13 protein-coding genes are annotated in these 13,182 nt (G+C 59.9%); 2 read left to right on the forward strand and 11 right to left on the reverse strand.

From position 1 onward, the window contains the following. Positions 1–4: 4 nt before the first annotated feature. Both nusA and CZ345_RS15715 read right to left on the reverse strand, forming a co-directional pair. The gene (nusA, locus tag CZ345_RS15710) at positions 5–1,285 is read right to left on the reverse strand and encodes a transcription termination factor NusA (RefSeq protein ID WP_077073995.1); all 1,281 of its coding nucleotides are present in this window, start codon (positions 1,283–1,285) and stop codon (positions 5–7) included. Continuing rightward, entirely contained in the window at positions 1,282–1,914 is a 633-nt protein-coding gene (locus CZ345_RS15715; RefSeq protein ID WP_077073996.1) for an LSm family protein, read from the reverse strand. The genes nusA and CZ345_RS15715 overlap by 4 nt, the downstream gene beginning before the upstream one ends. 500 nt (positions 1,915–2,414) lie before the next feature. On the opposite strand from CZ345_RS15715, the gene CZ345_RS15720 reads away from it, so the two are divergent. Both CZ345_RS15720 and nrdD read left to right on the forward strand, forming a co-directional pair. Beyond that, a complete protein-coding gene (locus CZ345_RS15720) occupies positions 2,415–4,703 on the forward strand; it encodes an anaerobic ribonucleoside triphosphate reductase (RefSeq protein WP_077073997.1) in 2,289 nt (762 codons plus the stop codon). Positions 4,704–4,713: 10 nt separating this feature from the next. Then, complete coding sequence (nrdD, locus tag CZ345_RS15725; protein ID WP_077073998.1) at positions 4,714–4,899, forward strand: anaerobic ribonucleoside-triphosphate reductase; 186 nt, start codon at positions 4,714–4,716, stop codon at positions 4,897–4,899. A gap of 641 nt (positions 4,900–5,540) precedes the next feature. Here the strand turns inward: nrdD and nrdG are convergent. From nrdG to thrC, 9 genes are all read right to left on the reverse strand, one after another. Beyond that, on the reverse strand, positions 5,541–6,071 hold the full coding sequence (gene nrdG / locus CZ345_RS15730) for an anaerobic ribonucleoside-triphosphate reductase activating protein (protein ID WP_077073999.1): 531 nt from the start codon (positions 6,069–6,071) through the stop codon (positions 5,541–5,543). Further along, entirely contained in the window at positions 6,072–6,947 is an 876-nt protein-coding gene (locus tag CZ345_RS15735) for a hypothetical protein (protein WP_144277396.1), read from the reverse strand. It lies immediately after the preceding gene. Between the two features lie 171 nt (positions 6,948–7,118). After that, a complete protein-coding gene (locus CZ345_RS15740) occupies positions 7,119–7,385 on the reverse strand; it encodes a hypothetical protein (RefSeq protein ID WP_077074001.1) in 267 nt (88 codons plus the stop codon). 61 nt (positions 7,386–7,446) lie between these two features. After that, positions 7,447–9,153, reverse strand: a complete 1,707-nt coding sequence (locus tag CZ345_RS15745) for a YeiH family protein (protein ID WP_077074002.1) — start codon at positions 9,151–9,153, stop codon at positions 7,447–7,449. Positions 9,154–9,423: 270 nt separating this feature from the next. Beyond that, the gene (locus tag CZ345_RS15750; RefSeq protein WP_077074003.1) at positions 9,424–10,056 is read right to left on the reverse strand and encodes a tetratricopeptide repeat protein; all 633 of its coding nucleotides are present in this window, start codon (positions 10,054–10,056) and stop codon (positions 9,424–9,426) included. Next, complete coding sequence (locus CZ345_RS15755; protein ID WP_077074004.1) at positions 10,056–10,454, reverse strand: hypothetical protein; 399 nt, start codon at positions 10,452–10,454, stop codon at positions 10,056–10,058. Before CZ345_RS15755 ends, CZ345_RS15750 begins: the two co-directional genes overlap by 1 nt. Positions 10,455–10,456: 2 nt before the next feature. Beyond that, entirely contained in the window at positions 10,457–11,122 is a 666-nt protein-coding gene (locus CZ345_RS15760) for a YkgJ family cysteine cluster protein (RefSeq protein ID WP_083717599.1), read from the reverse strand. Between the two features lie 196 nt (positions 11,123–11,318). Continuing rightward, positions 11,319–11,507 carry an indolepyruvate ferredoxin oxidoreductase subunit alpha gene (locus CZ345_RS15765; protein ID WP_077074005.1) on the reverse strand — a complete coding sequence of 63 codons (189 nt, stop codon included), beginning with the start codon at positions 11,505–11,507 and terminating at the stop codon, positions 11,319–11,321. Between the two features lie 174 nt (positions 11,508–11,681). Then, a complete protein-coding gene (gene thrC / locus CZ345_RS15770) occupies positions 11,682–13,121 on the reverse strand; it encodes a threonine synthase (RefSeq protein ID WP_077074006.1) in 1,440 nt (479 codons plus the stop codon). Positions 13,122–13,182 lie beyond the last annotated feature (61 nt).

Genomic DNA, 13,182 nt, shown 5'->3' on the forward strand with positions numbered 1-13,182 from the left:
GCTGCTATTCCTCTCCCGCTTCCGTTTTTTCCTCTTCCCCGGAAACGCCTTCCACCACGGGGCTGAGGAAGTTCACGGCGGCGCGCAGATCGGCGATGCGGGCGTCGGTAAGCTCCAGCTTTTCCGCCAGTTCCGCATCGGTGGCTCCGCGCAGGGCGTCCAGAGAACGGAATCCGGCTTCCATCAGCTTGTCCACCGCAATTTCGGCCACGCTGGCCACCTGTTCCAGGCCGCGTCCGGCGGCGTTGGCTTCATGGTAGCGGGATTCGGTGAAGATATCGATCTTCCAGCCGAGCAGCTTGGCCGCGAGCTTGACGTTCTGCCCCTTGCGGCCGATGGCGTTGGTGAGCTGATCGTCGGGCACGGTGACTTCCAGCAGATTGGAGGCTTCGTCCACGTTGATGCGGGAAACCACGGCCGGAGCCAGCGCGTTGCGGGCATAGGTGGCGATGTCGGGATTCCACACCACGATGTCGATGCGCTCGCCGTGCAGCTCCTGCACGATGTTCTGAATACGGGAACCGCGCACGCCCACGCACGCGCCCACGGCGTCGATGTCGCGCTCACGGGAGAGCACGGCCACCTTGGCGCGGGAACCGGGGTCGCGGGCCACGCCCATGATCTGCACGCTGCCGTCGTCCACTTCCGGCACTTCGCGGCGGAACAGGGCGGCCATGTAGTCGCGGTGCGCGCGGGAAATGATCACCTGCGGGCCGCGGCCTTCGCGGCGCACGTCGATGATGAGGGCCTGGATGCGGTCGTTGCGCTTGTAATGCTCGCGGGGAATCTGCTCCTCGCGGGGGAGCAGCGCTTCGGTGCGGCCGAGGTTGATGACCCAGCCGCCCTTGTCGCGGCGCTGCACCATGCCGCTGACGATCTCACCCACGCGGTCCTTGAATTCCTCGTAGATGAGTTCCTGCTCGGCGTCGCGCATGCGCTGGATGATCACCTGCTTGGCCGACTGGGCGGCGATGCGGCCGAGGTCCTCCACCTTGAGGCGGAAGCCCATCTCGTCGTCGATCTGGATGGAGGGATCGTGCTGACGCGCCTCCTCCAGAGAAATCTGGGTGAGGGGGTCCTCCACCTCTTCCACCACGAACTTGAACTGGAAGACCTCAATGTCCCCGGTATCGTCGCTGTAATGTACTTCCACGTCCAGATCGTCGCCGTACTTGCGCGTCACGGAGGTGCGCACGGCTTCCTCGAGGGTGCTCACGAGCATGTCGCGGTCGAGCCCCCTGTCCTTGCTGATCTGTTCAATGGCTTTCTTCAGTTCCAGGCTCATGCTTTCTTACCTCCGCCTTTGCCGGACGCTTTCTTTGCGTTCTTTCCGGCTCCGGGCTTGCTGGTGTCAGGAAAAACGGGAATGAGGCGCGCCTTCTTGACCCTGTCCCAGCGGATGGTAACATCCGCAGGCTCGGGCTTTTCGCCCGAAGCGGGCATGAGCGGCACCTCCATGACGAACTGTCCGTCGGAAACGGACTTGAGCGGCCCCTTGAACTTGCGCCGCCCGGGAATGTCGGGATGGGGATCCGTAAGCGTGACGTCGATGTCGCTCCCCACATAGGGAACAAGCTGGGCGGGCTCGAAAAACATGCGGTCCAGACCGGGGGAGGAAACCTCCAGCACCCAGGCGTCGGAAAACACCTCGTCGACTTCCAGGGCCAGCCCGACCATGCGGGAGATTTCCGCGCACTGATCGACGGATACGCCTTCCAGCACGCCGTCTTCGCCGTTGCCCTCGGTTCCGGCATCGGCGCGACCCGCCGGAGCGTCCGCATACACACGCACCACCGTGCGCCCCCCGGCCACCAGTTCAATGCCCCAGAGCATCAGGCCGAAGGAAGCGATCACGGGCTCCGCCGCCTCACGGACACGGCGGATGATCTGCTCAGCAGAAAGACCTTTTCCCATGCAATATACCTTATATAATAAAAAAAGGGAGGCCGTCGTCAGGCCACCCCACCAGACCGCCTTGCGCGGTGCATCAGGATGTAAGAAAGGCAAGATCCGAAATGGACCTTACCTTCCACTGCGTGACCATCTTTTACCCGCGACTTTTCCCCTTGTCAAGAGTGCGACGCGCCCCGTCCCCGCCCTCTTCCCGCACAAAAAATTTTTTTGGACTGCGCCGAAGCCGCGCCCTCAGTCACATCTCATGAAAAGAACTTCCCCTAACCCTCCGTTCTTTTCCGAACGACGCTTGACCCGCTCCTTCCGGCAGGCTAGGCTCTTCTTCTCAGGGTAGGGAAATATGGGTTCCCACCCTTGGACGACGCCTGAAAACCTTGTTCTAAGAATATGGAATTCCGGCTGTTTTTGTCAGTATAACCAATATGTTGTCATAAAGCCGAATTTTCGGCGCATTCCCTGGTTCCCGCCAGGATGAAGTTTTCAGAGGTTTCAGAGAAGGTATGATCCGCTTCATCAAGAAACGAGATTCGCGCGTGGTTCCTTTCGACATAGCCAAGATAGATGAGGCGATCTTTCGTGCGGCAAAAGCTCAGGGCGGCACCGACCGCGCCATGTCCCGCAATCTGGCCGATCAGGTGCTCGACATGCTCGAAGCCGAGGGCAACGACACCCCGGACGTGGAGCATGTGCAGGATCTGGTGGAAAAGGCCCTCATCGAAGCCGGGCACGCCCGCACCGCCAAGGCGTACATTCTCTACCGCAACGAGCGCACCCGCGTGCGCGAAATGAAGACCGGCCTCATGAACACGCTGAAGGACCTTTCCTTCACCGACGCCAAGGAGCTGGACCTCAAGCGCGAAAACGCCAACATCGACGGCGACACCCCCATGGGCACCATGCTCCGCTACGGCAGCGAGGCGGCCAAGGCCTTCTACAAGAATTATCTGCTCTCGCCCGAATTCAGCCGCGCCCATGAGGAAGGCGACATCCATATCCACGACCTCGATTTTCTGTCGCTGACCACGACCTGCTGCCAGATCGACATCAAGAAGCTGTTCAACGGCGGTTTCAACACCGGTCACGGTTTCCTGCGCGAGCCCAACAGCATCCAGTGCGCGAGCGCCCTGGCCTGCATCGCCATACAGTCCAACCAGAACGACCAGCACGGCGGGCAGAGCATTCCCAACTTCGAGTACGGTCTCGCTCCCGGCGTGGCCCGCAGCTTCATCAAGAACATCGACCTCGCTCTCGACATGCGCGACGCTCCAGAGGACTTCCGCAACGACGTGAAGACCGCTCTGCGCGCCCATGCCTTCCCCACGGGGGAATACGCCTCCTTCCGTTCCATTCTTAATGAGGAAGGTCTCGCCTTCGTGCGCGGCGAACTCACGAAGCGCCTGCCTGCGGCCGAGGCCGATCATGTCATCGACAAGGCCATCACCAAGACGGACAAGGACACCTATCAGGCCATGGAAGGGCTGCTGCACAATCTGAACACCATGCACAGCCGCGCCGGCGCTCAGGTGCCCTTCAGCTCCATCAACTACGGCACGGACACCACGCCCGAAGGCCGCATGGTCATCAAGAACACCCTGCTGGCCGAAGATGCGGGGCTCGGCAACGGCGAAACGCCCATCTTCCCCATCCACATCTTCAAGGTGCGCGACGGCTACAGCTTCAACCCCGGCGACCCGAACTACGATCTGTTCAAGCTCGCCTGCCGCGTGTCCGCCAAGCGGCTGTTCCCCAACTTCTCCTTCATGGATGCGCCGTTCAACGCCCCCTACCTCAAGGGCGATGATCCCAACCATGAGGTGGCCTACATGGGCTGCCGCACCCGCGTCATGGCCAACCGCTACGACAGCGAACGCGAAACCACCTTCGGCAGAGGCAACCTGTCCTTCACGTCCATCAACCTGCCCCGCCTGGGCCTCAAGCATCGCGGCGATGTGGAAGGCTTCTTTGAAGAATTCAACGAGAAGATCACCCTGGTCTTCGACCAGCTTCTCGAACGTCTGGAAATCCAGAGCCACAAGCGCTGCCGCAACTATCCCTTCCTCATGGGACAGGGCATCTGGCTCGATTCCGACGATCTCGCCCCCAACGACGAAGTGGGCGAAGTGCTCAAGCACGGTACCCTGACCACGGGCTTCATCGGCCTTGCCGAATGCCTGAAGGCGCTCATCGGCGTCCATCACGGCGAATCGGAAGAGGCTCAGGAACTGGGGCTGCGCATCGTGCGCACCCTGCGTGAACGCGCCGACGCCAAGGGAGAGGAAACCGGCCTGAACTTCACGGTCATCGCCACGCCCGCCGAAGGTCTCGCCGGCCGCTTCGTCAAATACGACCGCAAGCTTTTCGGGAACATTCCCGGCATCACCGACAGGGACTACTACACCAACTCCTTCCATATTCCGGTGTATTTCCCCATCAACGCCTTCAACAAGCTGCGTCTCGAAGCCCCCTACCACGCCCTCACCAACGGCGGGCACATCAGCTATGTGGAAGTGGACGGTGATCCGCTCAACAACCTCCAGGCCTTCGAGGACATCGTCAAGGCCATGAAGGAAATGGGCATAGGCTACGGTTCCATCAACCACCCCGTGGACCGCGACCCGGTCTGCGGCTACACCGGCATCATCGGCGATGTCTGTCCCCGTTGCGGACGCCACGACGGCGAAGGCATCCCCCTTTCCGTTCTGAAACAGATCAAGGGCTACATACACGACAGCCGCACCAGCGACGAACGCAGCGAAGCCCACGACAAAATTGCCAATATCAAACTCTAAGGAGCGTCTCATGGTTCATTGCAAATCCGATGTGGCTGCCGCCACCGACCAGATTCTCGTCGGTTCCAATGTCAAGTTCGAGCGTATCCGCCGCATCACCGGTTACCTTGTAGGCACCCTCGACCGCTTCAACGACGGCAAGGCCGCCGAAGAACGCGACCGTGTGAAGCACTGCAGCATGGACAACTGGAAGTAACCCTTCGTCCTCCGAGGCGATGAAGGCGGGAACGGAGCCAATCCGTTCCCGCTTTTCTTTTTCCGCACCGGGCTGCCTTCCGGCAGCCGTGCGGCGGACATGAAAAACGCCGTCATCCCATGCCGCCCCCCGTGTTCCGAATCCGGGACTCTCTGCAGCAGGGGAAAAGATATCCGTCCCCCCTTTTTTGCGTCCTGCACGCCCTTTTCCCGCTCTTTTTCTCCGTTTCCGGGCAATGAACTTCTCCCCGGAAAACGTCGTCGACACATCCTCTGACGCGCTTTTTTCCACATCCAGGAGCCGTTTTGCCAAAACTTCTCCGCTAAGGGAACCGAGGCACGGCATACGTTTTCTTTCCCGCTCCGTCTGAAACATTCCCGGACGCCTTTGCCGGAAAAGCTTCCATTCCCCGGCACACAACGGACCGGAGAAGACGTCGTGCAGACTTCCCGCACCCCGCCTCTGCTTCGTCCGCAGACACGGCATGAGGGCGATAGCCGCAACTCCGGCGCATCCGGTATGCCGACGCCCTGCTGCCGTCCCAGGAGCAGAAAACATTCCCCTTCCGCAGGGAAGCGTTAAAGACAAAGCCCGCCGCCTTTCGGCGACGGGCTCACACATGCCGTCAAACCATCATACGCCTAGCGTATGATGGGACCGTTCAGGGCATCCGGCACGGCCTGCCAGCCGTTTTCCCGGGTGGCCGCCATGTTCAGGATACGCTGATTGCGCGATCCCCGGAAACGAAGTTCCAGAGATTTCTGTTCCTCCACGAAAGGCCCGTCCACCAGAAGATCCAGCAGAGAAAGCAGCTCACGGCATTCCTGCCGCTGAACAAGCTGCTCCAGCGTGTAGCCGCTGAAGGCCATGAGATGATAACCGCGCCTTTTCAGCTCGGCGGCCAGGGGAAGCAGCGCCTCCGCCTGTTCGAAAGGCTCGCCGCCGCTGAAGGTGATACCGTGCACCAGAGGATCGCCCTGAATGCGGGCGAGAATATCCTCGGCGGAAACCGGAGTCCCGCCCTCGAAATCCCAGGTCTGGGGATTCTGGCAGCCCTTGCAATGCATACGGCAGCCCTGAAGAAAAAGCACGAAACGGAGCCCGGGGCCGTCGACGATGGACTCCTCGATGACGCCCGCCACGCGCAGCACGGTATCCTTCAGTCCGGCCATTTACGCATGTTCCTCTTCTTCTGCGGCGTCGGAGGGGGCCAGGCTGCCCGCCGTATCGTCGACACGGCCCTGAAGCCAGAACACCATATCCACATCATCGCCTTCCTTGGGCACATAGCCCTTGTGGCACACCTTCTCAGGGGCGTAGATGATGGCGTAGACCGGCTTTTCGGGATTACCGAAGGCTATGCCGAAACGGTATATCCTGATCTGTCCCTTCTCAGGACCGAACATGAAGCTGTCCACGTCGAAAATGGAGGCATGGCACTGATATTCGCTGTAATGCTCACCCAGATCCATAAGGGTTCTTCCCTTGAGGGGAAGCTTGAGCGGAGGCACGTCGAGGCGCGTCTTGGTGGGGTTGGCCTTCATCCATTCCAGAGCATGGCGCTCATAGGCCGGACCTTCCGTAACGGTCAGCTCGTCCAGAAGCGCTCGGCGGATGCCGAAGCAGAGGCCGGAAAGCACGAAGGTACAGGTCTTGCCCTTCACGTCGCCTTCCGTATCGCGGAAGAAGAGAGGATCGTAGAACCACAGACCGGGAAAATCTTCCGGTTCGGCCAGAATTTCGCCCGCATGTCCGCCCTTCCAGGCATAGGTGTCCCTGATGGTGAGCTGATTGGCGAAACCTTCCATGAAGGGCGTCACCGCGGCGGCGGAAAGCTTGCCTTCCGGCTTGCCCACCATGAGCACGGACGTGCGCAGAAGCGACTCACTGGGCCAGGCCATGAGAATGCGCTCCACACTTTCGTTCTTCATGCCCCATACGGGACGGCTTCCGCCATGTTCCAGAGTGGTGGACATGACGCCGAGAATATCTTCAGAACCGACTCCGAGGACAAACCACTTGTCCCCCATGCTTTCGAGATGCTGCATATGTTTTTCCATGAATAAAGATTAGGCGCCGGCCCTTCTTCATCACAAGGCCCGGCGTGCCGGCCTACCATACCACAGTGCTCACCGCGAGAACAATAGGCATTTCATGCCTAAAAAAAATGCCGAAGGCGTCTGCCTGCGGCATTTTACGAGGTCCCTGACGGGACAAAGCTACATGGAGGAGGCCCGAAGTTCTATGGCCTTCTGCACAGCCTCGCGGGAGGCCATCTCACTTTCGAGAGAGACCGGCACATCCGTATAGTAAATGGCTCCGGCGGAAATGTCGTACTTGGCCTGCTGATCGCGGGAATGGCGAAGCGGCGGAACCACATCATACACCCACGGCAGAAATTCACCCAGAAAAAGCCATGCGGCGGCGCTGAGCACAATGAGCTTGAGCCATGCGACCTTTCTGCTGGAAGAGGAGAGAGTTGTCATTTCACGTCCAGAACCCGCACCGCTGAAAGGCGGTGCGGGCAAGGTTTCAAAGGTTCACGCGTTAGATGCTCGCGGTGATTTCCGGGAACACCTTGTAGAACATGATCCAGGCCATCAGGAGGGTCAGAGCCAGGTTGAAGGACTGACCGCAGACGTACAGGATGATGGGCTTGCCGCCCTTGAAGTAACCGGCGAGTTCCTTGAAGTTGGTGGCAAGACCGATGGAGATGAAGGCCAGAGCGAAGAACCAGCCGCGCAGAGGCACGGTGATCTTGTTGGTGCCGTTGGAGATCAGGGCGTTGCCGAGATCAGCGCCGAGGTTGCCGGCGATGGTGGACAGCACGATGGAGGCGGTGAGGAAGCCGATGACGAACTTGGGGAAGCGGTTCCAGATTTCCATGGGACCGACCTTCGCGCCTTCTTCATGAGCTTCGACCTTGGTGGCGAAGTAGATGGCCACGCAGAAGGCGCTCACGCCGATGAGGACGTTCTGGATCATCTTGATGGTAGCGGCAACCTGCAGAGCCTTGGGACCGATGAAGGCACCGGCGGCGGCCACGGAGCCCGTCGCGTCGATGGTGCCGCCGATCCAGGCGCCGCCGAGCACTTCAGGCATACCGACGGCCTTGATGAAGGCAGGCATGACGATCATCATGATGGCGGTGAACACCATGGAGAGGCCCACGGACAGGGTCAGTTCTTCCTTCTTGGCGCGGCAGGCGGCGGCCACGGCGATGGCGGCGGAGGTACCGCACACGGACATGTCGGCCGAGATGGTGATGTTCAGGGTCTTGGAGGGCATCTTCAGCACGATCTGGCCGAAGATGTAGGTGGACACGAGCACGATGGGAGTGACCACCCAGGCCACGAAGATGCCGGGAATGCCGATGGCGAGGATCTTGTTGAAGAGCACTTCGGCGCCGAGCAGCACGAGGCCGGCCTTGATGAAGTATTCCACCTGCACGGCGGGCTTCATCCACTTGGGCGTGCCGATGGTGTTGGCGACGACCATACCGACGATGATGGACCAGATTTCAGCATTCAGGCCGTAGGTCGCCGTGGGCTTGTAGCCGCCGAGGAAGTTGGCGAACAGGCACAGCACGTACACACCGAGGAAGCCGATGAAGTACTGCACCATGTTGAAGCCCATGACGCCCATGCCGACGGCGGTGATCACGCCGAGGGCGATGCCGAGAATGATGAGATTAGGGATCAGATTGGTGTCGGAACCGACCTTGGCCTTGGCCTTGGCGGCGGCGCTGTCGGCCTTCTGCCAGTCGGCGATGGCGGTTTCGGCGGCCTTGTTCAGGTCGGCGTTCTGGAAGGAAGCGGCGGAAGCGGCGTCCTGAGCGGCCTTGGCGGCGGTCAGAGCTTCAGCGGCGGCCTTGGCGGCAGCTTCGGCCGCAGGCTTGGCGGAGGCGTCGGCATGGGTGATGAAGGAATCAAGAGGATTCCCGGACCACTTGGCGGGCGTCTTCAGGTAGGAAATGATGGTCTTGGCGGCCGGAAGCTTGTTGCCCGCCACACCCTTCTTGGCGGCCTGAGCCTGAATGAGCTCGATGGTCTTGATGGGCTTGGCCTTCTCAGCGGTGATGATGGCGTCATACTTGCTGAGCTGAGCCTCGATGTCGGCACGACCATTCATCATGATGAGGCCGGAGATAATCAGGATGAAGAAGCCGATCCAGATCGCCCAATAGTCTTCCTTCAGCCAAAGGTCAGACCATTTCGCACGGCCATCGTCAACGACAATGTTTTCATTTGCCATAAAAAAGTCCCCTGCTTAAAAAATTAAAAACAATCTCTCCTCAGGCCCATTTGTACCTTCAATAACAAACTCGTGCTTTATTGACAAGTATTTGTCCGGCGGCAAAACCCTCCATTCTCAAGGGCCGGAAGGCAGCTGAGCCGAAAAGCACGGCCGTTATGAACGACAAAACCGGCGACGTCGAAACCCTTTCGGGCCCGCGCGCCGGTGAAATTCTCGTGAACCTGCCCGCTCTTCCTACAGAAAAAGTCTTTTTTCCGCAAGCTCCAACTAGGCTTTTTTCGCTGATTCCTCGAGCAGCTTCCAGTAATCGTCGGAAACATCGTAGCCGAATTCACACGCCTTCTGGGCGTATTCCTTGGCTTTTTCCACATCTCCGAGTTCAAGGCAGGCAAGAGAAAGATTATTCCAGGCCGGAGCAAAGGAAGGTTCCTGTTCAAGAACCATTCTGCTCATTTCGGCGCTCTTTTCATATTCCCCCTTCATGTAAAGGGCGGAAGCGAAGGTGGCACGTGCCTGAATGTACTTGGGATCCCATGTGAGAGCCTTGTGAAGCGCGGCGATAGCTTCGTCCACTTCGCCTCTCTGCAGGTGAACAAAGCCTATGTTGCCCCAGGCAACGGGAAACTTGGCGCGGCATTCCGCAGCTTCCTTGTTGTACTGCATGCATCCGTCGAGGTCGCCGCGGCGCAGGCACAGGCCGCCGAGCTGCACAAAGGCTTCCGCCATGTGAGCGGAGTGACGAACGGCGTTCAGAAAGCATTCCTCAGCCTCGGTGTAGTCGCCGAGCGAGAGCATGGCAACGCCGAGGTTATAGTGATGAATGGCGCATTTCGGGTCTTTTTCAATGGCTTCCTGAAGATCATGGACATATTCGTGAATGTCCGTATAGCGGTCTTTCATCAGTGATGACCTTCCTTTTTTAGGAGTTCTTGGTACCAGACGGCGAATTCAAAGGTGCCGAGAAATTTTTCCTGCTTGTTCACCACGGCCACGGCGCCTTCCATGACGCCCTGGATGAACGCTTCGCTGGGCCCCGATTCCCCGGAAAGCTGCGCTTCGCACTTCTTGTAGCGGATGAATTCCTGCATGAGCTGCTGGGCCGTGCGCTGCGTCACGTCCTTGCGGATTTCTATGGGCTCGTTGGGCTCGGGGAAGGGGTCCCAGTTCTCATAGCCGATACGGTCGATGAATTTGCGGCGGCGCGCCGGAATCTTCTCGTACAGATCGCGCTTGAGCTTTTCCTCTTCCGCCGTAAGGCTGCGGGGCTTCTCGTTGCGCAGAAGCGGAGCTATGGACATGGCTACTCCTTGGGGGCGGGCCCTATGCCGAGATAGGCATCGTCGTACTTGGTGATGAGGGCCATGGATACGGGCACATACACGCGATGCAGCTCACGGAAGCGGGAGCCCACGGCCGCGCCGATGCGGCGGCTCATGTCCGCCAGGCGGTCCTGAATGCGGTCGAGCGCCACGGTGGGGTAGGGCTGTCCCTTTCTGAAGCGGCATTCCCCGCAGACGTGGGCCTTGCCGTGGATGGAGGTGGGAATACCGTACAGCCGGCAGGTGATGGGGCGGTGCTCATAAAGAATGCAGGTATTGTCGAGCCCGAGCAGCGGGCAGCGCACGCGCTCCTTCGCGGCCTCCACCATGATATCCTCATCGGACATGCCCTGGCGGGCCTGCTGGAAATAGTGCTTCTTCAGGCGGGTGAGCTGACGGTCGGCGTCGCTTGCGGCCTGAAGCACGGCGGAACGGCGGATACCGAAATCGAACTCCCTGTTGAACGCGCGGTTCAGCGCCATGGCTTCCACGAGAGAAAGGTCGAAGGCGGCATGGCAGCAGCTGCTGCACCCCGTGGTGCAGGCCACTTCTTCGGGAAACTGTTGTTTCACACGGTCGAAAAGCTGATCGGCCTGGGCGACAAGCCGATCATACTCCTGAAATATAGCGTCCAATTCCGGGTTGATCTTCATACATTCCACCAGAAAACGGTTAAAAAACCGCCGGATGAGCAAAGCCCATCCGGCGGTAACAGGCTCACACGGACCGCCGGAAAACGGCGGATCCGTCGGCGTTCACGGGCGACTCCGAGTCGTTACGGATTCTGCGCGGAACACGCGGAATCCGGGCGGACAAAGCCGCCCTCGCCGGAACGGCCGATCGTTAGTCTTCTTCGATCGTGATGGCGTCGTGTTCGCAAACGCCGGTGCAGGATTCGCAGCCAAGGCATTCTTCAGCGTTCACGGGATCGCTCTTGCCGTCGTGCATTTCCCAGACGGACACGGGGCAGATATCCACGCACTGGCCGCAGCCGACGCACTTGTCAGCGTCAAAAGTAATCTTGTAGCCCATAACAGCCTCCAATGTTCGGCCGAAACAAGGTCCGGCACTAGTTAATAATTCCGAGTTGAGTCGGGATACTTGTCTGGAGTATCCGATGAATGATGGATAGCCTGTGAGACACACGCTGTCAAGCGGCTTCTCCGCAAACGGCCCGTATCCGGGCCTTTGCGAACACGCGCCCGATCAAGCTCTGGCGTCCAGCCCCGCGGCTTCGGCCACGGCAAGGGCGGCGGCGCGGGTGAACTCCCCTTCGGGCAGGGCGGCGCGCTCCTCGGCGGTGAGCAGAAGCTTCGGATGGTTCACAAGCTCGGGACGGGCCTTCACGCCGTATTCAGCGGGGAAGGAATCCTCGAAATACATGTTCTGGAATCCCGCAAATTTCAGGGCATGGGCCGTGGAATCGAGAATGCAGAATTCCTCTCTGCCGAGCAGACCGAGTTCATCGGCCTTCAGCATACCCGCAAAGCTTTCTCCGCCCTGCGTGCAGGCGATGTGTCCGTGGCGGTTGGCGAGAATCATGGAATCCATGATGGCCTGTTCCGTCACCTGAACCACATCGAAACGGCCGCCCGCAGCTTCGAAGCGATCCACGAGATTCCTCACACGGGGGAAGGAAACGGGATTGCCTATCATGGCCGCCTGCGCCACGCTGGGCTGTACGGTCACGGGATGATATTCGCGCCTCTCCTTCGGAGTGCTGTAGTATCTCCACACGGGGTCGGCATGTTCGGACTGCACGCCCACGATGTGGGGCAGTTCCTCGATGATGCCGAGGCGGTGCATCTTCAGACAGGCGGAAATCATGGATGTGATGTTGCCCGCGTTGCCGATGGGCATGAACAGGGCCTTGCCCGCCATGTCCCAGCCGTACCACTGGGCCGCTTCATAGGCATAGGATTCCTGCCCGAGCACGCGCCAGCTGTTCTTGGAGTTGAGCAGCGCCACGCGGTAATGTTCGGCCAGGTATTCCACCACCTTCATGCAGTCGTCGAACACGCCGGGCACTTCCAGCACCTGCGCGCCGGAACCGAGAGGCTGGGAAAGCTGCGCGGGCGTCACCTTGCCGTGGGGCAGAAGCACCACGGTGCGGATGGGCGCGCCCACATAGGCCCCGTACATGGCCGCGGCTGCCGAAGTATCGCCCGTGGAGGCGCAGATGGTGAGCACTTCCTTCCAGCCGTTCCTGCGCACCAGAGACTTCAGATAGCTGTAGGCCCCGGCCATGCCTCTGTCTTTAAAAGACGCGCTGGGGTTCATGCCGTCGTTCTTGTAGGCAAAGCGGCGGCCGACTTTCTTCTCAAGCTCTGCGGAAGCCTCGATGATGGGCGTGTCGCCTTCGCCGAGGTAGACGATGTCCTCTTCCTCCAGCACGGGAGCCATGAGTTCGTAGAAGCGGAACACCCCGCGCAGGGCGGACGTGCGGGTGGCGCGGCGGGCATCGAAGAGGTCGCGCCAGTACTGAGCGCCCTTTTCCTTCATTTCATCGAAGTCAAGGTCCTCAAGCAGAAGAACGCCGCCGCAGTCGGGGCAGGTATAAAGAAGGGCGTCCACCGGATGACGGCGGCCGCAGTTCATGCAGACATATTCCATGCGCGCGCGGCGTACGGGAAAATCGTGAGACATGTGGGTACTCCTCGGATGATGGCGTAGGGAAGCGGCAAGCATAGGCTCTTTGCCTTCCGGC

Origin of the sequence: Mailhella massiliensis, from assembly GCF_900155525.1 — a bacterium.
Lineage (GTDB): Bacteria > Desulfobacterota > Desulfovibrionia > Desulfovibrionales > Desulfovibrionaceae > Mailhella > Mailhella massiliensis.